General features: G+C 48.8%; 17 protein-coding genes and 1 tRNA gene. 8 read left to right on the top strand and 10 right to left on the bottom strand.

Annotation, left to right across the window (positions count from 1 at the left end):
• Positions 1-230 precede the first annotated feature (230 nt).
• Positions 231-1,148, top strand: coding sequence for a homoserine kinase (thrB, locus tag ACTHRY_RS10890; protein ID WP_049323758.1), 918 nt, complete (start codon positions 231-233; stop codon positions 1,146-1,148).
• A 42-nt stretch (positions 1,149-1,190) separates the two neighbouring features.
• On the opposite strand, the gene ACTHRY_RS10895 is transcribed toward thrB, so the two are convergent.
• The 4 genes from ACTHRY_RS10895 to ACTHRY_RS10910 all read right to left on the bottom strand — a co-directional run bounded on the left by ACTHRY_RS10895 (position 1,191) and on the right by ACTHRY_RS10910 (position 6,182).
• Positions 1,191-2,717: a DHA2 family efflux MFS transporter permease subunit gene (locus ACTHRY_RS10895; RefSeq protein WP_049323759.1), complete on the bottom strand. Its 1,527-nt coding sequence runs from the start codon at positions 2,715-2,717 to the stop codon at positions 1,191-1,193.
• A gap of 101 nt (positions 2,718-2,818) precedes the next feature.
• Entirely contained in the window at positions 2,819-4,009 is a 1,191-nt protein-coding gene (locus ACTHRY_RS10900; protein WP_036493529.1) for an HlyD family secretion protein, read from the bottom strand.
• 222 nt (positions 4,010-4,231) lie between these two features.
• Positions 4,232-5,638, bottom strand: coding sequence for an efflux transporter outer membrane subunit (locus ACTHRY_RS10905; protein ID WP_036493532.1), 1,407 nt, complete (start codon positions 5,636-5,638; stop codon positions 4,232-4,234).
• A gap of 49 nt (positions 5,639-5,687) precedes the next feature.
• Positions 5,688-6,182, bottom strand: coding sequence for a MarR family transcriptional regulator (locus ACTHRY_RS10910; protein ID WP_003748495.1), 495 nt, complete (start codon positions 6,180-6,182; stop codon positions 5,688-5,690).
• 297 nt (positions 6,183-6,479) lie between these two features.
• Here ACTHRY_RS10910 and ACTHRY_RS10915 point away from each other — a divergent pair, with 297 nt between their 5' ends.
• Positions 6,480-7,361 (top strand): prephenate dehydrogenase, encoded by an 882-nt coding sequence (locus ACTHRY_RS10915; RefSeq protein ID WP_036493552.1) that lies wholly within the window; start codon positions 6,480-6,482, stop codon positions 7,359-7,361.
• 86 nt (positions 7,362-7,447) lie between these two features.
• On the opposite strand, the gene hisD is transcribed toward ACTHRY_RS10915, so the two are convergent.
• The 4 genes from hisD to ACTHRY_RS10935 all read right to left on the bottom strand — a co-directional run bounded on the left by hisD (position 7,448) and on the right by ACTHRY_RS10935 (position 10,996).
• Positions 7,448-8,746, bottom strand: a complete 1,299-nt coding sequence (gene hisD / locus ACTHRY_RS10920; protein ID WP_036493535.1) for a histidinol dehydrogenase — start codon at positions 8,744-8,746, stop codon at positions 7,448-7,450.
• 71 nt (positions 8,747-8,817) lie between these two features.
• A complete protein-coding gene (gene nfsA / locus ACTHRY_RS10925; protein ID WP_036493536.1) occupies positions 8,818-9,543 on the bottom strand; it encodes an oxygen-insensitive NADPH nitroreductase in 726 nt (241 codons plus the stop codon).
• Between the two features lie 55 nt (positions 9,544-9,598).
• Positions 9,599-10,252: an ATP phosphoribosyltransferase gene (gene hisG, locus ACTHRY_RS10930; protein WP_440374254.1), complete on the bottom strand. Its 654-nt coding sequence runs from the start codon at positions 10,250-10,252 to the stop codon at positions 9,599-9,601.
• Positions 10,253-10,333: 81 nt separating this feature from the next.
• A complete protein-coding gene (locus ACTHRY_RS10935) occupies positions 10,334-10,996 on the bottom strand; it encodes an SCO family protein (RefSeq protein ID WP_036493539.1) in 663 nt (220 codons plus the stop codon).
• Positions 10,997-11,278: 282 nt separating this feature from the next.
• On the opposite strand from ACTHRY_RS10935, the gene ACTHRY_RS10940 reads away from it, so the two are divergent.
• The 6 genes from ACTHRY_RS10940 to porB all read left to right on the top strand — a co-directional run bounded on the left by ACTHRY_RS10940 (position 11,279) and on the right by porB (position 16,920).
• A tRNA-Leu gene (locus ACTHRY_RS10940) sits at positions 11,279-11,363 on the top strand.
• 389 nt (positions 11,364-11,752) lie between these two features.
• Positions 11,753-13,480 (top strand): biosynthetic-type acetolactate synthase large subunit, encoded by a 1,728-nt coding sequence (gene ilvB, locus ACTHRY_RS10945; RefSeq protein WP_036493541.1) that lies wholly within the window; start codon positions 11,753-11,755, stop codon positions 13,478-13,480.
• Positions 13,481-13,490: 10 nt separating this feature from the next.
• On the top strand, positions 13,491-13,982 hold the full coding sequence (gene ilvN / locus ACTHRY_RS10950) for an acetolactate synthase small subunit (RefSeq protein WP_003748480.1): 492 nt from the start codon (positions 13,491-13,493) through the stop codon (positions 13,980-13,982).
• A 66-nt stretch (positions 13,983-14,048) separates the two neighbouring features.
• The gene (locus ACTHRY_RS10955) at positions 14,049-14,342 is read left to right on the top strand and encodes a putative quinol monooxygenase (RefSeq protein WP_003748478.1); all 294 of its coding nucleotides are present in this window, start codon (positions 14,049-14,051) and stop codon (positions 14,340-14,342) included.
• Between the two features lie 61 nt (positions 14,343-14,403).
• Positions 14,404-15,417, top strand: a complete 1,014-nt coding sequence (ilvC, locus tag ACTHRY_RS10960; RefSeq protein ID WP_004521030.1) for a ketol-acid reductoisomerase — start codon at positions 14,404-14,406, stop codon at positions 15,415-15,417.
• A gap of 375 nt (positions 15,418-15,792) precedes the next feature.
• Positions 15,793-16,920: a trimeric porin PorB gene (gene porB / locus ACTHRY_RS10965; RefSeq protein ID WP_049323760.1), complete on the top strand. Its 1,128-nt coding sequence runs from the start codon at positions 15,793-15,795 to the stop codon at positions 16,918-16,920.
• A gap of 186 nt (positions 16,921-17,106) precedes the next feature.
• Here porB and pepN read toward each other — a convergent pair whose 3' ends face one another.
• Positions 17,107-19,728 (bottom strand): aminopeptidase N, encoded by a 2,622-nt coding sequence (gene pepN / locus ACTHRY_RS10970; protein WP_049322822.1) that lies wholly within the window; start codon positions 19,726-19,728, stop codon positions 17,107-17,109.
• Between the two features lie 155 nt (positions 19,729-19,883).
• The coding region (locus tag ACTHRY_RS10975) for a YadA family autotransporter adhesin (protein ID WP_440374255.1) at positions 19,884-21,949 on the bottom strand (2,066 nt) is incomplete at its 5' end.

Genomic DNA, 21,949 nt, shown 5'->3' on the forward strand with positions numbered 1-21,949 from the left:
TTATTTTCTGAAATTTAATCACTCCCCTGTTTTAACAGGGTTTTTATTTTTCTAAAAACACCTCAAATCTTCCCTATCCGCTTCCCAAATCCAACCCGGTTCAATACTAAGGCCGTCTGAAAGAGTATTTCAGACGGCCTTTTGAATTTGACCTATGTTTTAATTTATATTGTTGACGCTTGTTTTTTGGTATGATGTTTCTTTGAGTTTATTTCAGCTTCGAGTTTGCTATGTCTGTCTATACCAGTGTTTCCGACGCTCAAATGCGCGATTTCTTGCTGCAATATGATTTGGGAGATTTTGTCTCTTTGCAGGGGATTGCCCAAGGGATTACTAACAGTAATTATTTTCTGACTACCTCAACCGGTCGTTATGTATTGACTGTTTTTGAGGTTTTAAAATCAGAGGAACTGCCTTTCTTTTTAGAGCTAAACCAACACTTGAGCCAAAATGGCGTTGCCTGCGCCGCTCCGATTGCTCGTAAAGATGGTGGACTGCATTCTATTTTGGCCGGAAAACCTGCTTGCTTGGTAACTTGTTTGAATGGCTCCGATACCGGCTGGCCGACTGAGGCACAATGTTTCCACACTGGTGCGATGTTGGCCAAAATGCATTTAGCCGGCCAAGATTTTCCTTTAAAAATGAAAAATCCCCGTTATGATGGCTGGTGGCACGATGCCTGCACTCAGTTGCTCCCGGTTTTAGATAGCGAAGATGCCAAACTGCTTCAAGCTGAAATTGCTGCTTTAGATGAAAATCTTGGAGAACATTTGCCTTCCGGTATTATCCATGCCGATTTATTTAAAGACAACGTACTGCTTAATGGAGATGAAGTTTCCGGCTTTATCGATTTCTATTATGCGTGCAATGGTAATTTCATGTACGACTTGGCCATTGCAGTTAACGACTGGGCGCGGACAGCCGATAATAAATTAGACCCTGCTCTTTATGATGCTTTTATCCATGGCTATGAAAGCGTGCGTCCTTTATCTGATGAAGAACGTGCATATTTCCCTACTGCACAAAGAGCCGGATGTATCCGTTTCTGGGTGTCCCGCCTACTGGATTTCCATTTTCCTCAATCAGGTGAAATGACATTTATTAAAGACCCGAATGCCTTTAGAGATCTGTTATTGAGTCTTAAATAATATATAGATAAAAGGCCGTCTGAAATTCAGACGGCCTTTTATCTAATGTCCTCCCCCACTGGAACCGTTAAATGGCGGCCTTGCCAGCCAAATAATGGGGATCATGCTGATGAATATGATACTGCCTGCCAAGAAGATTTCATTTGAGCCAATAATAAAGCCTTGCTGGGAAATGGTACTATTTATCGCAGCCAGGGCTTGCTCTTTGCTCAGGCCATTGGCCATCATGCCTTGAATAGATTGGTTGCTGATTGAGGACAATGAATTAATATGTTCGGTCAGCTGAGTATGGTGCAGAGCTTCGCGTCGTTCCCACATGGTACTGACAACGGATACTCCGACACCGCCCATAAACACACGCAAGAAGTTAGACAGGCTACTGGCTGAGGCAATTTGATTGCCTTTCATATGCGACAGCGTGATACTGGTCAAAGGCAGGAAGAACATGGCTACGCCTAAACCCTGCCAAAATTGCGGCCAAACAACGTTGCTCATATCCATGCCGGCATAAAAATCGGTTCGCCAATGGAATGTGTAGGCAAACACCAAGAAGCTGGCACTGACAAACAGGCGCATATCGACGCGATTACCAAACTTACCGATAATCGGCGACAGAATAATCGGCAAAAAACCCACTGGCGCAGCAGCCAAACCTGCCCAAGTGGCGGTATAGCCGAGATTTGATTGCAACACCAAAGGCAGCAGGGTCAATGTGCCCATATAGACCATAAAGCCCAAGGATGTCGCAACAACGCCTATCGTAAAGTTTCTATTTTTAAACAATGACAAATCGACAATCGGGTATTTCTCGCCCAGCTCCCAAACAATAAAATATGTCAGGAACACCAAAGCGGTAACGCCCAAAACGATAATCTCTCCCGAGGCAAACCAATCCAACTCTTTGCCCCTATCAAGCATCATTTGCAATGCACCGATACCGACAATCATCAACACCAGCCCGACGTAATCAATCGGCGCCCTGATGATTTCGGTTTCCCTGTGTCTAAGCTGTTTCCAAGCGATGGAAGCGGATAAAACCCCGATTGGGATATTGATAAAGAAAATCCATCCCCAATGCCAGTTGTCTGAAATCCAACCGCCCAAAATCGGCCCCAATACAGGGGCAACAACGACGGTCATCGCCCATAAGGCCAGTGCCAATGTTCGTTTTTCAGGCGGATAGGAAGCCATCAGAAGACTTTGGGACAAGGGAATCAACGGCCCGGCGATAAAGCCTTGCAACACCCGGAAAAAAACCAAGGCTTGAAGATTATGCGCCATACCGCACAGCCATGACGTTACGACAAACCCGATCACGGCAGCAATAAAGATTTTAACCTCGCCAAACCGCTTGGCCAAAAAGCCGGTCAGGGGGACGGAAATGGCATTGGCTACGGCAAATGAGGTAATCACCCAAGTGCCCTGTGTGGTCGCAGCACCCAAATCCCCTGCGATAACAGGCACGGCGACGTTGGCGATGGTGCTGTCCAAGACTTCCATAAATACGGCCAAGCTGAGCGCCAAAGTTGCCAACACCAGCTTAAACCCTTTTAACGGCGGATAATTCATATTTTTAAACTATAAGACAACCGCCAAAGCGGTCGATTGAAGAGAATCAATATTTCAGACGGCCTGAGCCTTCAATAAAAGACCCAGGCCGTCTGAAAAGATTATTTTGCGTATTGCTCGAAGATTTTATCGACTAAAGCATCGGCGGCTTTCCAATCCACACTTTCCGTTTCCGGCAGCGCAGTATTTCGTTCTGCTTCAGCAGTCATGGCTTTACCGCTGCCCTTCTCGGCAATATCAACTTTAACAGTCATCGACAAACCGACACGGAGCGGATTTTGTTGCAATTCTTTGGCATCCAAACTGATGCGCACCGGCACGCGTTGTACGACTTTAATCCAGTTGCCTGTTGCATTTTGCGCCGGCAGCAATGAGAACGCACTGCCCGTACCGGCCGACAAGCCCATTACCTTGCCATGGTAAACCACTTTACTGCCGTACAAATCGGCTGTCATTTCAACAGGCTGGCCGATTTTCATTTTACGCAGTTGCGATTCTTTAAAGTTGGCATCCACCCACAATTCAGACAGAGGTACAACAGCCATCATCGGCGTACCTTGCGCGATACGTTGGCCAACTTGGACATTACGTTTGGCAATTTGGCCACTGATTGGCGAACGGATTTGCGTACGTTGCAGATTCAGCCAAGCGTCTTTGATGTGGCTGATGGCCGTCTGAACCGCCGGTTGTTGGCGCAGCGGAATATTGCTGCCCAACGCTGCCTGAGCAGAAACTTCTTCCGCCTCAACCGCTTTCAATGCAGCCTGAGCCTGAACCACAGCGGCGCGGGCATGGCTGAGTTCTTCGCCGGAAACCGCTTCCGTACCCGCCAAAGATTCGCGGCGGCGCAAATCGGCTTGCGCACGAGCCAAATCGGCTTTACGCAACAATACTTGCGCTTTGGCTTTTGAATTGACCGCAGTTTGCTGCTTGTTTTGACGGATGGCCTGAATCAACTCATTTTGCGCGCGATCGTATGCTAACTGAAAATCGCTGTCGTCCAAAGCCACCAAAACATCGCCTTTTTTCACGACGTCCGTATCGTCATACATGACTTTGCGCACCGTGCCGTTCACCTGCGGCGTAATCATCACCAAATGACCGGCCACATAAGCATCTTCCGTTTCTTCTTCATGCTGCCAAAACAGGAAATACGCCAAAGCAACTACGGCTGCCGTAATAAGGAATAGGAGTGTAACGATAACCAAATTGCGTTTGCGATGCGTTTTAGCGCCAGAAGCGGCTACTTCCGTTTCATTTTGGACATTATTTTTTTCTGATTGAGTATCCATAAGTCCCAACTTTAATTCTGTACATGTGATAACGATATTATTGTCTTGCCGGGCTGCTGGCTCTACCCTCAACCCAATACGCGCGCGAAACGCGCTAAGGGGTAATATTCTATAGTTACACTCTATTCATTACAATAATTTCTTCCGGTAGCAAATGTAAATAAGGTAAGGAAAAGGCCGTCTGAAATCACTTTCAGACGGCCTTCCGTTTTAATCAAACGTTTATTTCTTATTTAATTTAAAGCCTCCGCCCAACTGAGCATTGAGGTTACTCCAAGCTGTCAGATATTCTGCATGGTATTGGACTGCCGACATTTTCGTACGTACAGCTTCGTCTTGTTTTTGCAAAGCGGTTAAGCCGTTATCCAAGCCTGCACGAACGCGTCCTTTCGCATTTTGCACAGATTTATCTGCAATATTGACCATCTTACTCCAAGTATCTTGTCGGCTTTTCAGGCTTTGATAGTCCACGACGGCATCTGCCGCCGCACGCATGGCGTTCAAAACAGTTTGGTCGTACACGGCAACCTGTTCATTATATTGGGCGCGTTTGCCTGCCAATTTGGATTGCAGCGCGCCAGAAGTAAACAATGGCAGATTCAAAGCCGGAACGATGCCCAACATACCGGATGTCCGTCCGCGAATCAGATTGAACGCATCAATGTGCGTCATACCTGCCAAAACTTTCAACTCGATATTCGGGTAAAACTCTGCTTCGGTCGATTTGACGATATGCCATTTCTCTTCAAGCAAGGCTTTTTGTGCCGCGATATCGGGGCGGGCCGCCAGCAAGTCCGCTTCAATACGGTTAACCGGCAATAACGGCACAGCCGCCATTTTTTCCGGAACCTGTCCATTCAATGCACCCGGTACACGGCCGGTCAATACAGCTAAACTGTTGCGGATTTTCTCGTTTTTCTGAGTCCATGCCGATTTTTCAAGCTGCAATTGTTGTTGCGCCATTTCCAGAGCGTGCAACGCATCGGCAGGAGCCAGCTGCGCTTTAACGCGTTGTTGCATCAGTTTTAATGCTTTATCCGCCAACTCTATACGCGTATCCAGCAGCGCCAGTTGTTCTGTCGCCATCTGCCACGCAAAATATTGTGCGGCTACGGCATGAGCCAGCTCGGTGCGGATGTGCTGCGCCTCATAAACCGCAGCCCGGCTTTTTCCCAAAACGGCTTGAATCTGCTCTCGGTTTTTACCCCAAAAGTCAAAAACCAAACTGCCTTGCAAGGCTGCGTTCGCCAAAACCAATGTATGGTCGGTATCGACCATACCGGCTTGAGGCTTGGGTGAAACATAAGCGCCCAGACCTGTAACACCCAGGCCGACTTGAGGTTTATTTGCGGCCCCTACAACGCCCAGCTGCGCCTGAGCCTGCTCAAACCTTGCCTTGACGACACGCAGATTGGTAGATGTCTGAATGGCGGAAGCAATCAAATTGTTTAATTTTTGATCTTTCAGCTTCATCCACCAGCCGTCTTGGGCAGTAGCGGCAGATTGGCCTTGCGGCAGCGGATAGGCTGTTGTCTCATCCAAAGGCGACTGTTTACCGAAGGGCGCACATGCCGCCAACAGCGAAACTGCGGCAACGCATACGCTTGATTTGACCAAACCTAATTTCATACAGACTCCGTTTATGTGTGCCTGCCGCAGACCATCAGGCCGTCTGTTGTCAATTGCCCAAACGGTTCAACAGTTTACCCAACAGATGTTGCAGCGTATCATAATCCTCTTTCGTGAAATCTTCCCACGCTTGGCCGCTCTGACGGGCAATTTGCGGCCATACTTCGTGGATAAAGGTCTCACCCGAAGGGGTTAATTTTAGCACAATCTGACGGCGGTCTTTTTGATTGATATAACGCTCCACCCAGCCGCGCTCGACCATGTCATCCGACAGGCGTGTGGCACTGGTGCGCGTCAAGTCCATCAGGTCGCTCAAGCGCGAAGGCAGGATTTCGCTGTTTGGGCTGACGTAAACCGCCATCAGGGAAAACCACAGGTTTTCATTGATGCCGAACGCTTTCAGATTTTCATTCAAATGGCTGCTCAAACGTTCGGTTACAATGCGCAACATGCGGGATACTTGGTTTTGCTGCTCGGGAAATTGAGGCAGACGGGTGGAAAGCAAATGCATTGCATTGACTAATTCGGTTTGTGAAAAACTCATAAATTCCTTCTTTCTGAGTGAATTATTTTATCCGATACCAATCAGAATAAAATATGATGTAATAATTTACTTTAAGATACCAATCACTTACTTTAAGACGTTATACTAATTCAGATGATTATTTTAGTGTATGAAAATCTGATAATCGGTTACATGATCCTACTAAACGGATTTTTCTATGCCTAAATCATGAAAAATCGCCCCTAAAAAAGGCCGTCTGAAACCTTGATTCCATCTTTCAGACGGCCTCGATGACAGATTAAAATAAGCTTTTCCATTTAAAACCGGATGCAAACCATGAACACTTCCGCCTTTTTCCCTCACATTACCCTTATCGGCGTCGGTTTAATCGGCGGTTCGTTCATGCTCGACCTCAAACGCTTGGGGCTGGTGCAAAGCATTACCGGCATCGACACCAATGCCGACAACCTCAATTACGCGCTCGACTGCGGCATCATCGACCATGCCTATCCGAATATCTGCGCCGAAAGCATCGGCCATGCCGATTTGGTTTTGATTGCCACACCAGTCTCCGTCCTGCCTGACGTATGCCGCGACATCAAGCCTTTCTTAAAAGAAACGGCCTGCGTTTCCGATGTCGGCAGCACCAAACAATCAGCACTCAATGTCTTCCGCACCCACTTATCCGACCGCCTGCCGCAATGTTTTGCCGCCCACCCGATTGCCGGTTCGGATCAAAGCGGCGCAAAATCCGCGCGTTGCGGTTTGTTTCAAAACAGCCGCCTGATCATTACCTTGCACGGCCACGAGGCTTCAGACGGCCTAAGACGGTTGAAAAGCCTGTGGCAGGCGGTTGGTTCGCAGATTTTCACCATGAGCGCCGAAGAACACGACAATATTTTTGCCGCCGTTTCCCACTTGCCGCACTTGACCGCCTTTGCCTATGTCCACGCTTTGTTCGACCATCCGCACGGCAAAGACTATCTCCCTTATGCCGCCACCGGCTTTCGCGACTTTACCCGCATTGCCTCCAGCCACCCTGCCGTCTGGACAGACATCTGTCTGGCCAACCGCCCTGCCCTGCTCAAACTGACCGGCGATTTGAAAAAACAATTATCCAAATTGGAACAGCTCCTTTCAGACGGCAACAAAACCGAGCTTTACCGCTATTTTGAAGAAGCCGCACAAATGCGTAATGACTGGCTGAAAAACCGTTAAACCTGTTTTCAGACGGCCTGATGCTTTCTCGGCCAAACCTTCATCACAATAAAAAGGGCATCTGTTTAGATGCCCTTTTTGGTTTCTTACGGATTGTCTTTCAAACGGAACTCAGCCGCCCTGGCGTGCGCAGTCAAACTTTCGCCATGCGCCAACACGCTAGCGGTTTTGCCCAATTTCTGTGCGCCTTGTTCTGAAACCTGAATCAGACTGGAGCGTTTTTGGAAATCATACGTTCCCAAAGGAGAAGAGAAACGCGCCGTGCGGCTGGTCGGTAAAACGTGGTTAGGGCCTGCGCAATAGTCGCCCAGGCTTTCACTGGTATAGCGTCCCATGAAAATCGCACCGGCGTGGCGGATTTTTTTCGCCCACTCTTGCGGATTCTCAACCGACAATTCCAAGTGTTCGGGAGAAATATAGTTGGCGATTTCGCAGGCTTCATCCAAGTCTTTAGCCAAAATCATTGCACCGCGGTTGCCCAATGAAGCTTCAATAATCGCACGGCGCGGCATGGTTTCGATCAAGCGGTTCATGGCCGTCTGAACTTCGTCCAAATACGCTTGGGAAGTACCGATCAAAATCGCTTGTGCAATTTCATCGTGTTCCGCCTGACTGAACAAATCCATCGCCACCCAATCGGCAGGCGTCGTACCATCGGCAATCACCAAAATTTCAGACGGCCCTGCCACCATGTCGATGCCGACCACACCGAACACGCGTCGCTTGGCCGCAGCGACAAAAGCATTGCCCGGGCCGGTAATCTTATCGACTTGAGGCACCGATTCCGTACCATAAGCCAAAGCCGCAACCGCCTGCGCGCCGCCGACCGTAAACACTTTGGTTACACCGGCTACAAAAGCAGCCGCCAACACGATATCGTTGCGCTCGCCTTTCGGAGTGGGAACAACCATGATGATTTCTTTCACGCCGGCAACGTGGGCAGGCATGGCATTCATGATAACGGAACTCGGATAAGCGGCTTTACCGCCCGGAACATAAATACCGACACGGTCAAGCGGCGTAATCTGTTGGCCCAAAAGCGTGCCGTCTTCGTCTTCGTAAGTCCACGACTCCATTTTTTGGTGTTTATGGTAGCTTTCCACCCGTCTCGCAGCCGTTTTCAAGGCCGTCTGAATGTTTTCGGACAAACGCTCAAACGCTGACTGCAAATCGTCTTGCGTCAGGATTAAATCGTCGATGGTTTGAGCGGATGTACCATCAAAGCGGTTGGTATATTCAATCAGCGCCGCATCGCCACGTTTTTGAACATCGGCGCAGATGTCGGCGACAATACGGTCAATTTCAGGATTTTGCGCGGTTTCAAAAGCAAGTAACGCTTTAAGTTCGGCTTGAAAATCAGGGGATTGGGTGTCGAGTTTCTTCATGGTTTGCTCTCTTCCTTGTTTCGTTCCTATTGTTTTCAGACGGCCTCAGCCACATACAGGCCGTCTGAACATTATCTTTTCAAAAAACCTTTTTTCTGCAAAAACGCCAACATATGCGGCCGCACGGGATTGCCCAAGGTTTTGGCCAGCGATTCCTTCCAAGGTATCGGCCTGCCCTTGCGTAACTCATAATAATCCGCTACTGCCTGATTATAGGTTTCGACCGCATCGGCATTCAGGCTTGGGCAGGCGTTTTCGGCGTACACCATTTCCTTCGGCAGGCGCGGTTTGAACGGCGGGTCTTGGTCGGGATAACCAAGGCAGAGCCCCACCAAAGGCACGCAATAATCCGGCAGGTTCAATACATCCGACACTTTTTGCGCATCATTACGCAACGCACCGATATACACGCCGCCCAGCCCAAGCGATTCGGCGGCAAGCAATACGTTTTGCGCCATAATACCTGCATCGACTGCGCCAATCAGGGTGACTTCCGCCCAATCAATTTGCGCATCGGGAAACATTGCCTTGTGTTTGGAAAAATCGATGCAAAACAATAAAAATTCCGCACAATGGACAATATAAGGTGCGCTTCCAGCCGCTTCATGTATTCCCTGCCTCAGCGCAAGATCGGATACGCGGATGATGGAAACGCATTGCAGGTTGTTGGAAGTCGAAGCCTGCTGCCCCGCACGCACCAGCGTATCGAGGATCTCATCGGTAATCGGTTCGGAAGTAAACCTGCGGATGGAACGATGGGAAAGAATCGTATCGAGTGTCGGTTTGCTTTGCATCATGACGGGGCTTTCAAACTGGGTTGGCAGACAGGTTTTCAATGTCTATCCAAAATTTTCAGACGGCCTTAGCGACATTTTCAAATGCCTGAATAATCGGATTCAACAGCGCATATTTGGTTTTCAACGCCGCCTTGTTGACCACCAAGCGGCTGGAAATATCAGCCACATGTTCTACAGCTTCCAAACCATTGGCCTTCAACGTATTGCCGCTGGAAACCAAATCGACAATCGCGTCGCTCAAACCGACCAAAGGCGCAAGCTCCATCGATCCGTACAGTTTGATGATGTCCACATGCACACCTTTGCCGGCAAAATGTTCGGCGGCGATGTCGGGATATTTGGTGGCAATCCGCAAGCGGCTGCCCGGTTGGGAAGCGGCGGCATAATCAAAACCTTTTTTAACCGCAACCATCATACGGCATGAAGCAATGTGCAAATCCAAAGGTTGATACAGGCCGTCTCCGCCATGCTCGATCAGCACATCCTTACCGGCAATGCCGAAGTCCGCCGCACCATATTGCACATAAGTCGGCACATCGGTCGCACGCACAATCACCAAACGGATGTTGTCATGATTGGTACCAATAATCAGCTTGCGCGATTTTTCCGGCTCTTCCGCAGGCACAATACCGGCGGCTGCCAACAGCGGCAGGGTTTCCTCAAAAATCCGTCCTTTGGATAAAGCAATCGTTAAAAGTGTGTCGGTCATTTTTTCTTTTCCTTTGCCGTATCAAAAGCAAGAAGGCCGTCTGAAATCCACAACCCATTTCAGACGGCCTCAACTACGGTTTTACAATAAAGTTTTCACATCGGCTGCAATCGTTTCAGGCTCGCTGCCGTAAGGCGAGAAAATCGCCACTTCACCGTTTTTATCAATCAAATATGCACCTGAAGAGTGGTCGACCAAATAGTTTTCACTGTCTTCTTTTTGGTTCACTTTAGCCGATACCACACGGTATTGCTGCTTGATGACTGGCAGGCTTTGATCGCCGGTGGCCGTCAGGCCGATAAAATCAGGGTTGAACTGTTTGGCGTATTTGCCGATTACTTCAGGCGTATCGCGCTCAGGGTCGATGCTGACGAATACCACTTTCACGTCTTTAGCCTGGTCGCCCAATTGTTTCAAAGTGTCGCTGTAAGTCAGCAACTCGGTCGGGCACACGTCAGGACAGTGGGTATAACCGAAAGACAGGATAACCACTTTGCCTTTCAAATCACTCAGGCTGAAAGGTTTGCCGTCGCCATCGGTCAACGTAAAATCGCCGCCAATGTCTTCTTTGCGCATATCGGTACCACGCGCTTGCGCTTTGGCAGTAGATTCACTGGAAGCGGCCGGTGCGGCAGAAGCGGCAGGCGCCGAAGAAGCCTCTTTGGCTTCCTCTTTAGGCTGACAAGCAGCCAGGGTGGCCAACGCAATAGCACTGAGTAAGAAAGTTCGTGTAACGGAAAGCATAAATTTTCTCCAAAACCGTTTCAAATAAATAAGGCCAAACAACCACCCGGCCAGTCTAAAAACAAAACATCTTCATATTAACGCGTTTGACACATTAAAAGTAGCCCTTTTTGCAGTAAATACCGTTTTTTTGTTTTAAAAACCTACCTTCCATTTGGACAGGCATTAAACTTAAAAAGTTTAATTCATTAAAAATCAAATAAATATAAAAATAATTCAATTTTTTTTCAAATACCGCTTTACAAGATTCGAGAACTCGCTATAATGATGACTTCTTCGCTAGCCCAGGTGGCGAAATTGGTAGACGCAGGGGACTCAAAATCCCCCGCCGCAAGGTGTGTCGGTTCGAGTCCGACCCTGGGCACCAAATTTAAAAAACCTCTTGATTCAGTCAAGAGGTTTTTTGCAATTCGTCATTTGCAAAAACCTTCTCCTTACTCAAACTGTCAACAATCCATCCACACCAAGATCAATAAAACTGTTTTTTTATTTCTTTAAAATCAACCTTCAATCTATTTTCCCGTTTCAAATGTTAAAAGATGAAAGATTTTATCTTGATTGAACAGTCGGTTTGCGTTATCTTTTCTACTCTTTTTCACAAACTCTGTGTTCCTTTCCAATTGTTTGGACAGTCTGACTGTCGCCGTATTCCCTCAATGCGCGTACCCTAAATCGCTGCTTGGCGGAATTGCATTACAGGTGCTGTGGTGAGGCGGATTGTTCCTATTGGTTAGAAACCGCATAAAAGAGGTCAATATGCAATTATCAGGCGCACAAATCGTCGTGCAAAGTCTCAAAGCCGAAGGTGTTGAATACGTATTCGGCTATCCCGGTGGTGCGGTTATCGAAATCTACGATGCCATTTTCCAACTCAACAAATTCAAGCACATTCTGACCCGCCATGAGCAGGCAGCCGTACATGCGGCAGATGCCTATGCCCGCGTCAGCGGCAAAGTCGGTGTGGCCTTGGTAACTTCTGGTCCGGGCGTAACCAACGCATTGACCGGTATTGCCACTGCGTACAGCGATTCCATCCCCCTGGTCGTCATCAGCGGCCAAGTGGGCAATTCCCTCATCGGTACAGATGCATTCCAAGAAGTGGATACGGTCGGCATCACCCGCCCTTGTGTTAAACACAACTTTTTGGTTACCAATATTGGCGAGCTGGCTGATACGATTAAAAAAGCCTTCCAAATTGCCGCCAGCGGCCGTCCGGGCCCCGTTGTCGTCGATATTCCTAAAGACGTAACCCAAGCGATGGCCAAATTCAGCTATCCGCAAGAAGACATCTTCATCCGCTCCTACCAACCGGTTGTACAAGGCCACATCGGCCAAATCAAAAAAGCCGTACAAATGCTGGCTTCTGCCAAACGCCCCATCGTTTACTTCGGCGGCGGCGTGGTATTGGGCAATGCCTCCGATGAACTGACCCAATTTGTCCGCATGACCGGCGTACCCTGTACCGGCACATTGATGGGTTTGGGCGCATACCCTTCCAGCGACCGCCAATTCTTGGGCATGTTGGGCATGCATGGCACTTACGAGGCTAATTTGGCGATGCAAAATGCAGACGTCGTTTTGGCAATCGGTGCGCGCTTTGACGACCGCGTGGTTTCCGTACCGTCAAAATTCTTGGACAAACCCAAAAAAATCATCCATATCGACATCGACCCGTCCAGCATTGCCAAACGCGTTAAAGTGGACATCCCGATTGTCGGCGATGTCAAAAACGTATTGACTGAAATGACTCATCTGTGGGGCAAACAAGAAACTTCGCCTTCAGCCGACTCATTGGACAAATGGTGGAAAACCATCGAAGAATGGCGTTCGCACAACTGCCTGTGGTTTGAAAACGACAGCGAAATCATCAAACCGCAATACGTTGTTCAAAAACTGGCAGAAATTACCAAAAACTCAGCCATTATTACTTCCGACGTTGGCCAACACCAAATGTTTGCCGCTCAATATTATCCATTCGAGCGTCCCCGCCAATGGCTCAATTCCGGCGGCTTGGGTACGATGGGTGTAGGCCTGCCTTACGCCCTCGGTGCCAAACTGGCGGCTCCGGAGCAAGACGTCTTCTGTATCACAGGCGAAGGCTCTATTCAAATGAATATCCAAGAGCTGTCCACCTGCTTCCAATATAATGTCCCCATCAATGTCGTTACATTAAACAATGGCTATTTGGGTATGGTTCGCCAATGGCAGGAGCTGTATTATGGCAACCGCGAATCGGAAACCTATTTCGATTCATTGCCCGACTTTGTCAAACTGGCCGAATCCTACGGCCATATCGGCATCCGTGTGGACAAAAAATCCGACGTCGAAGGCGCCCTGTTGGAAGCATTAAACCAAAAAGACCGTTTGGTATTCCTCGACTTCTTGACAGACAAGAAACAAAACGTACTGCCTATGGTCGGCAACGGCAAAGGTTTGGATGAAATGGTTCTGCCGCCGCATATGCGCGATATTGCAAAAGCGTAAGGAGAAAGAAATGCGACATATCTTATCTATTCTGATGGAAAACGAATCAGGTGCGATGAGCCGTGTGGTAGGTTTGTTCTCCGCACGCGATTACAACATCGATTCCCTGGCCGTAGCCCCAACCGAAGACAAAACCTTGTCCCGTATGACCATTGTCACCCACGGCGACGAGCACGTTATCGAACAAATCACCAAACAACTCAACAAACTGATTGAAGTTGTCAAAGTGGTTGACTTGAACGAAAGCCGTTTTGTCGAACGCGAACTGATGTTGGTAAAAGTCCGCGCCGTCGGCAAAGACCGCGACGAATTCCTGCGATTGACCGAAATCTACCGCGGCAGCGTTATTGACGTAACAGACCGCAGCTATACCATCGAAATCACAGGTTCTACCGAAAAACTCGACTCTTTCCTCGAAACAGTCGGTCGTGCTCAAATTTTGGAAACCGTACGTACAGGCGCAGCCGGCATCGGCCGCGGCGAGCGTATTTTGAAAATTTAACGCTGTATCGTTCAGACGGCCTGTTACTTTCAACAAAGGCCGTCTGAAAAACAGCAGGAGACAAACATGTCAAGCATCCAAATCGTTGCATTAGTTACCGTCAAACCCGAATACACCGAGGTTCTGGCTGCCCAATTTAAAGAATTGGTCAAAGCCAGCCGTGCAGAAGAAGGCAACATCAGCTACGACCTGCACCAAGAAATCGGCAAACCCAACCGTTTCGTATTCGTAGAAAATTGGAAATCCCAAGCAGCCATTGACGAACACAATGCCAGCGAACATTTCCAAAACTTCGTCAAATCCATCGAAGGAAAAACCGAAGCATTGGAAATCGTCTTGATGAACCAAGTCCCTGCTTAACCCCCTATTACTTTTAACTCAACCCGGATTGTCCGGAACCCTCTTACACTAAGGAAATAAAATGCAAGTTTATTACGATAAAGACGCTGACCTTTCTCTGATCAAAGGCAAAACCGTTGCCATCATCGGTTACGGTTCACAAGGTCACGCACACGCAGCAAACCTGAAAGACTCCGGCGTAAATGTCGTCATCGGTCTGCGCCAAGGCGGCTCTTGGAAAAAAGCCGAAGCAGCCGGCCACGACGTACGCACCGTTGCCGAAGCAACCAAAGCAGCCGACGTTGTGATGATTCTGTTGCCTGACGAAAACCAACCTATCGTATACAAAAACGAAATCGAGCCAAACTTGAAAGAAGGCGCAGTATTGGCATTCGCCCACGGCTTCAACGTACACTACAACCAAATCGTACCCCGCGCCGACCTCGACGTTATCATGGTTGCCCCTAAAGGCCCAGGCCACACCGTACGCAGCGAGTTCCTGAAAGGCGGCGGCGTGCCTTCCCTGATCGCCGTTTACCAAGATAAAAGCGGCAAAGCACGCGACATCGCCCTGTCTTACGCAGCAGCCAACGGCGGCACCAAAGGCGGCGTAATCGAAACTAACTTCCGCGAAGAAACCGAAACCGACCTCTTCGGCGAACAAGCCGTATTGTGCGGCGGCGTGGTCGAATTGATCAAAACCGGCTTCGAAACCCTGACCGAAGCAGGCTATGCCCCAGAAATGGCCTACTTCGAATGCCTGCACGAAATGAAGCTCATCGTTGACCTGATTTACGAAGGCGGTATCGCCAACATGAACTACTCCATTTCCAATAATGCAGAGTACGGCGAATACGTAACCGGCGTCGAAGTCATCAACGACAAATCCCGCGAAGCCATGCGCAACGCCCTCAAACGCATCCAAACCGGCGAATACGCTAAAATGTTCATCCAAGAAGGTGCCGTCAACTACGCCAGCATGACAGCCCGTCGCCGTCTGACCGCTGATCATCAAATTGAAAAAGTCGGCGCTCAACTGCGTTCTATGATGCCTTGGATTGCCAAAAACAAACTGGTTGACCAAGACAAAAACTAATCTGTCTTTCAATCAAATAAAACCTGCCCGAGTAATCAGGCAGGTTTTTTATATATTTGCAAACCCAATACACGATAAGGCCGTCTGAAAACACAATAAACAATATTCACAACCCAATTTTATATCCCCCATATTTTATAGCCATCCCCAAATTCCCTTTTAGAAAAACACATTACAAAATAAAAGGCAGTCTTCCACTTCCACCCTGTCTGTAAAAAACAACGTTTCCCCGCAAAAATCACTCAAAACAAGAGGAAAATTTGTTTTCCTAGGCCATAACCTTTATATTATGGTCATGGAATCGTTGAAAGAGAACGATATCGTAATAAGAAGAACGAATGCTCGCTTCTTCACACTTAAAAAAGGAAAACAGCAATGAAAAAATCACTGATTGCCCTGACTCTGGCGGCTCTGCCTGTTGCAGCTATGGCTGACGTAACTCTGTACGGTCAAATTAAAGCTGGCGTTGAAGTATCCAAAGTAAAATTGGGTGAACAAACTGCTGCTAAACTGGGTCACGAGAAAAGCTCTAAAACTGCTACTGAAATCGCTGACTTCGGCTCACGTATCGGCTTCAAAGGCCACGAACACTTGGGTAACAACCTGAATGCCATCTGGCAAGTTGAACAAAACACTTCTATCGCCGGTGGCGACAAAGAGTGGGCTTCTCGCGAATCCTTCATCGGTTTGGAAGGTGGCTTCGGTAAAGTTCGTGCCGGTAAACTGAACTCTACTGTTAAAGACTCTAGCGACAATGTTGACCAATGGGAAAGCAGCAACGGCGCTTTGAACATGTCTGTATTTACCCGTGTTGACGAACGTGCAGTTTCTGTACGTTACGACAGCCCTGTATTCTCAGGCTTCAGCGCAAGCGTACAATACACTCCACGCGACAACGCTAACCCTTCTGACAAATACACTCACAACGACGCTACCCGTGACACTTACTACGCTGGCCTGAACTACGAAAACTCTGGCTTCTTCGGTCAATACGCCGGTGGTTTCCGTAAAAACGCCGTTTCTGAAAAAGACGGTCACGTACACCGCTTGGTAGGTGGTTACGATGCTAACAACCTGTTCGTATCTGTAGCCGGTCAATACGCTAAAAACTGGGAAACTTTGGGTGACTACGCTGAAGCCCAATCTAACGGTGTTGTAACTTCTGCTATGCGTGCTGCCGGTACTAACGCTTCTAACGTAGTATTCGGTACTGCTGCTGGCTTGGACAGCCGTCCTGCTGAAACTATCGAAGTTGCCGCTACTGCTGCTTACCGCGCCGGTAACGTAACTCCTCGCGTTTCTTACGCTCACGGCTTCAAAGCTAAAGTTGACGGCGAAAAACTGAAAGGCACTCAATACGACCAAGTTATCGTTGGTGCTGACTACGACTTCTCTAAACGCACTACTGCTCTGGTTTCTGCTGGCTGGTTGCGCGGTGCTGAGTCTGGCCCTCACAAAGTTGAAACCATCTCTGGTTTGGTTGGCCTGCGTCACAAATTCTAATCTTCGGATTAGTATGAAAAAGAGCCTGTTTTATACAGGCTCTTTTTTTATTCATATTCCCTACCCTCAACAAAAATTAATTTAAGCGTTGATATATAAAAAGGCCGTCTGAAACCAATCGGTTTCAGACGGCCTGGGGTCTATCTATCCTTATTGCTAGATTACAATAAGGTCAACAGACAGGCTTTATTTTTCATTCAAAATCTTACCGACAATCTCGCCCACATCTTTGGACAAACCTTCTTGTGCATTGATGCGTTGCAATTCTTTGGTCATGACGGCTTTTCGGTTGGCTTCCAATTTGTTGCAGATATTGAAAGCCTGTACCAGTCGGGCGGCAACCTGCGGGTTAAAGCGGTCAATTTCCATCACTTTATCGGCTATAAAGCGGTAGCCGCTGCCATCTTCTGCATGGAAATGCGGAATATTGCGGCTGAAGCTGATCAACAAAGAACGGGCTTTATTCGGGTTTTCGATGCTGAACTTAGGATGATTCAAGGCCGTCTGAACTTGCTGTAAAGTATCTTTGCGGCGGCTTGAAGCAATCAGGGCAAAGTATTTGTCCATTACCAAAGCATCATCAGCGAATTTATCGGCAAATTTCGTCAACAAACGATCGCGAATTTCGCTTTCATTGCTGTTGATTGCGGATAAGATGCCCCATTCGTGGGTCATGTTTTGCGCCATTGCCTCGTAATTTTCCGCAACGTGTTCGATATGCGCTGCATCAGCACGAAGGATAAATGCCCTGCAAGCATTGCGCAAAGTTCGCCAGCCGGCCAATTCCGGGCTGTATTCATAACGAACAGCGGCATCGGCCTGGTTTTCTTGCTCGGCAGCCTGACGGTTCAGCTCGCGCCATTGGGGCAGGAACTTGACGGCAACGGCATTGAGCAAGGCTTCACGCGCCTGATGAACCTGAATCGGATCAATATTTTCTTCTTCCGCCCATACATCGGTTTCAGACGGCATTTGCAGCAAAATGGCGCGGAATGCCGGGTCGAAATCACCGGAGACCACCAAGGCCAAAGCGTCCATCAATGCTTTGTGTTCAGGCAAAGGACGGCCTTCCGCCAATGCCTGACGGTTGGCGTTAATGGCGCGATGGTACAAAGTTTGAGCAGCTTCCCAGCGTGCAAACTCATTTTCATCTGCTGCCAGCAAAGTTGCCAATTCTTGCTCGCTGTATGGATAGTTCAGGGTAACCGGCGCAGAGAAATCACGCAGCAGAGACGGGATAACCGGCTCATTGACGCCGCCCAATACAAAAGTCTGCTCGGCTTCAGTCAATACCAAAACCGCCTCTTTCACTCGTTTGCCTTGATATTCAAACTCAACCGCCTCGCCTTTTTCGTTCAGCAAACCGGTTTTGACCGGAATCATCATCGGCTGTTTATCCGCCATATCGGGCGTAGCCGGAATGGTTTGTTTGATCGTCAATTCAAACGCACCATCTTTCAGACGGCCTTGAGCATCTAAAACCGGCGTACCGGCTTGGCTATACCACAAAGCAAACTGATCAAGATTGATGCCGTTTGCGTCTGCCATTGCGGCACGGAAATCATCACAAGTCACAGCCTGACCGTCGTGGCGTTGGAAATACAATTTCATGCCTTTTTGGAAGCCCTCTTCTCCGAGCAAGGTGTGATACATGCGCACTACTTCCGCACCTTTTTCATAGACGGTCATGGTGTAGAAGTTGTTCATCTCTTCATAGCTGGCCGGGCGGACAGGATGCGCAGTCGGGCCCGCATCTTCTGGGAATTGGAACAAGCGCAGCATACGGACATTGTCGATACGGCGCACCACGCGGCTGGCCCGGTCGCCGGAAAACTCTTGATCACGGAATACGGTCAAACCTTCTTTCAGCGACAATTGGAACCAATCGCGGCAGGTCACGCGGTTGCCTGTCCAGTTGTGGAAATATTCGTGGCCGACAACAGATTCAATGCCTTCAAAGTCGGTATCGGTTGCAGTACGGCTGTTGGCCAGCACGAACTTGGTGTTGAAAATATTCAAACCTTTGTTTTCCATCGCGCCCATATTGAAATCGCCCACGGCCACGACCATGAAAATATCCAAGTCGTATTCCAAGCCGAAGCGCGTTTCGTCCCATTTCATCGCATTTTTCAACGATTCCACGGCAAAACCGACTTTAGGTTTATCTGTCTCAGTGGTGTAGAACTCGATTTTGACCTTACGGCCGCTCATGGTCGTAAAATAATCTTCCGTTACCGCCAAATCGCCTGCCACCAAAGCAAAGAGATAGCTCGGCTTGGCAAACGGGTCTTCCCATTTCACCCAATGACGGCCGTCTGAAAACTCGCCGCCATCGATTTTATTGCCGTTAGACAGCAACACCGGATAGCGTTTTTTGTCTGCAACAATGGTGGTAGTAAATTTAGACATGACATCCGGACGGTCGATGTAGAAGGTAATTTTGCGGAAACCTTCCGGTTCGCATTGGGTAAACAGGTTGCCGCCGGAAGCATACAGACCCATCAGGGATTTGTTCTCAGCAGGCAGAATTTCGGTTTCCACTTCCAGCGTGAAGTTTTCAGACGGCACGCCTGCAATCGTCAGTTTTTCGTCTTCCAACACATAATCTACGGCCCGGCCGTTTACTTTCACAGACAGCAGTTTTGCCGAACCATCCAATACTAACGGCTCCCCTGCTCTTTCAGGTTGGACGGTCAGGCTGGATTTGACGATGGTTTGCGGTTCTAAAATATCGAAATGCAGGTCGGTTTTCAGAATACGGTACGCGGGTGCGGCGTAGTCTTTCAAATAATGGACGGTTTTGCTCATTTTTTCTCTTTCAGAGTCATGCGGTAAATAGATGAAGCATATCGTTTCAGATAGCTTCAATTCAAGTGTTTTCAGAAAAAAAGGCCGTCTGAAACCTAAAATTTCAGACGGCCTCCCTATTCAGGCAGCAAATCTAATTGCCTGTCATTGCCAACTTACCACTGATACAGCGCACCGGCACCGACACCGACATGACCGTCGGTATTGGCCGAGAAGTTGCCTTTGACAATCCAGTTGCCGCCGTCGCTCATCGCAGACACGCCGATGGCCATGGCAGACTGACCACCGTAGTAACCGCTGCCGACACCGATACCGGTCGCACCTGGACGGGTTACTTGCGGAATCGAGCCTTGGGCAATCGCACCGGCCACACCTGCGTAGGCTTTCTTACCTACTTGGTTGATGTTGTTCTGCAACTCGGTACCCAAACCAATCAACTGATTCACGTTTGCCGCGTCTGTACCGTCTTTACCCGGAGCCACATTGGTAATGCGTTGGCCGCCGTTGTTCAGACCGACAGGAGACAATTTGACTTGGTTGTTCGGATTGTTTTCAGTCGGTGCAGCGATGGTTACGCCGTCGTTGTTGACCACGGTATTGCCTGCGGTCAGACCGTCTTTGTTCAACGCAACTTTATCGCCGACTTTCACGCCGTCTTTATTCATCACAGTATCGCCTGCTTTGAAGGTATCGGCATTCACGGTCTTCACGCTGATCTCGTCAGCCAACTTCAGTTGAGCGCCACCGGCAACGGTTTCGCTGATGATGTTGCTGTCGCCTTTGACGTTGATGGTAGAACCCAACGCGTAGTTGTTGCTGCCGGTCGTACCGCCGAAGTTGATGCCTTTGGCGATAGTCGCAGCATTGTTGGCCACGTTTTGGTTGGTTGCGTACAACTGGCTGCCGTTGACGGCGTCTTTGCTGTTCGCATTGAGGTCGCCATCCGCTACGTTGGTTACTTTGTTGCCCGCATTGTCCAAGCCGTCTTTCGTCAAGTTCACTTTGCCTGCTTTCAAGCCGTCTTTGTTCAATGCAACATCGTCACCCACTTTCACACCATCAGTATTGACTGCGGTATCGCCGGCTTTCACGCTGTCAACATCCAAGTCTTTATCGGTTGCCACCTCGTAAACAGTTTGACCCTTGTCACCTGTTTTCTGAGTAACAACGATGTTCTTACCTTGAACGACTTCAGTCTTAGATGCAGCGGCAGCTTGTTTCAGTTGGGAAACATTGACTGCATCGGTGTCATCCGTACCGGCTGCAACGTTGGTAATCTTATTGCCGCCGTTGTTCAAACCGGCTTTGGTCAGGTTCACATCGCCTGCTTTCAAGCCGTCTTTGTTCAAGGCAACATCATCACCGACTTTCACACCGTCATTATTCATCACGGTATCGCCTGCGGTAACGCTGTCAACTTTCAGGTTTTTATCGGTCGCCACTTTGTAAATGGTTTGGCCATTGGCGCCGACATCCTGAGTAACAACAATGTTATCGCCTTGAACGACTTCAGTCTTAGCCGCAGCCGCAGCTTTGTTCAACTGAGCAACATTCACCGCATCAGTATCGTCGGTACCGGCCGCAACGTTGGTAATCTTGTTGCCGCCGTTGTTCAAACCGGCTTTAGTCAGGTTGACATCGCCAACTTTCACGCCGTCAGTATTGACTGTGGTATCGCCGGCTTTCACGCTGTCAACTGCCAAGTCTTTGGCCAATTTGACTTCCAACTTATCAGAGCCATTCGCTACAACGCCGATATTGCCGTCTGAAAGTTTGGCTGCATCGGTTTGACCGCCGACAATATTCAGCTTCGTACCCGGTTTACGTTCAACGTCTTTGCCGCTGTCGCCGCCGAAAGTCAAAGGCAGATTGGCAGTTGCATTGACGGCTTTGATCGCATCGTGGATGTTGTTCTCACCCGTACCGCCAATATCGGTCATGCTGATATTGCCGCCGTTATTGGCCGCATTGCCACCCAATACATTCACCAACTGATCTTGGGCTGCATTCAACTGCTCCTCGGTCGCTGCACGTTTGCCTTGGGCAAAATCGCTGCCGCCCAAAGTCGTATTGCTCAAGCCGCTGACTTCGCCTTTGTCGCCATCGATTTTCACCGGAGCCGCTTGACCGACATTCAATACATCGGCCAGTTTCAGCTGTGCACCACCGGCTACGGTTTCGCTGATGATGTTGCTGTCGCCTTTGACATTGATGGTGTCGC

The sequence above is a fragment of the Neisseria sp. P0004.S004 genome (assembly GCF_051963335.1).
GTDB lineage: Bacteria > Pseudomonadota > Gammaproteobacteria > Burkholderiales > Neisseriaceae > Neisseria.

What these genes read in the sequence shown, in the direction of transcription:
- ilvN (WP_003748480.1), top strand. Translation starts at nt 13,491, where the DNA reads ATGCGACATATCTTATCTATTCTGATGGAAAACGAATCAGGTGCGATG.
- nfsA (WP_036493536.1), bottom strand. Translation starts at nt 9,543, where the DNA reads ATGATGCAAAGCAAACCGACACTCGATACGATTCTTTCCCATCGTTCC.
- ACTHRY_RS10935 (WP_036493539.1), bottom strand. Translation starts at nt 10,996, where the DNA reads ATGCTTTCCGTTACACGAACTTTCTTACTCAGTGCTATTGCGTTGGCC.
- thrB (WP_049323758.1), top strand. Translation starts at nt 231, where the DNA reads ATGTCTGTCTATACCAGTGTTTCCGACGCTCAAATGCGCGATTTCTTG.
- ACTHRY_RS10910 (WP_003748495.1), bottom strand. Translation starts at nt 6,182, where the DNA reads ATGAGTTTTTCACAAACCGAATTAGTCAATGCAATGCATTTGCTTTCC.
- hisD (WP_036493535.1), bottom strand. Translation starts at nt 8,746, where the DNA reads ATGAAGAAACTCGACACCCAATCCCCTGATTTTCAAGCCGAACTTAAA.
- ACTHRY_RS10900 (WP_036493529.1), bottom strand. Translation starts at nt 4,009, where the DNA reads ATGGATACTCAATCAGAAAAAAATAATGTCCAAAATGAAACGGAAGTA.
- ACTHRY_RS10895 (WP_049323759.1), bottom strand. Translation starts at nt 2,717, where the DNA reads ATGAATTATCCGCCGTTAAAAGGGTTTAAGCTGGTGTTGGCAACTTTG.
- ilvB (WP_036493541.1), top strand. Translation starts at nt 11,753, where the DNA reads ATGCAATTATCAGGCGCACAAATCGTCGTGCAAAGTCTCAAAGCCGAA.
- ACTHRY_RS10915 (WP_036493552.1), top strand. Translation starts at nt 6,480, where the DNA reads ATGAACACTTCCGCCTTTTTCCCTCACATTACCCTTATCGGCGTCGGT.
- porB (WP_049323760.1), top strand. Translation starts at nt 15,793, where the DNA reads ATGAAAAAATCACTGATTGCCCTGACTCTGGCGGCTCTGCCTGTTGCA.
- hisG (WP_440374254.1), bottom strand. Translation starts at nt 10,252, where the DNA reads ATGACCGACACACTTTTAACGATTGCTTTATCCAAAGGACGGATTTTT.
- ACTHRY_RS10905 (WP_036493532.1), bottom strand. Translation starts at nt 5,638, where the DNA reads ATGAAATTAGGTTTGGTCAAATCAAGCGTATGCGTTGCCGCAGTTTCG.
- ACTHRY_RS10955 (WP_003748478.1), top strand. Translation starts at nt 14,049, where the DNA reads ATGTCAAGCATCCAAATCGTTGCATTAGTTACCGTCAAACCCGAATAC.
- ilvC (WP_004521030.1), top strand. Translation starts at nt 14,404, where the DNA reads ATGCAAGTTTATTACGATAAAGACGCTGACCTTTCTCTGATCAAAGGC.
- pepN (WP_049322822.1), bottom strand. Translation starts at nt 19,728, where the DNA reads ATGAGCAAAACCGTCCATTATTTGAAAGACTACGCCGCACCCGCGTAC.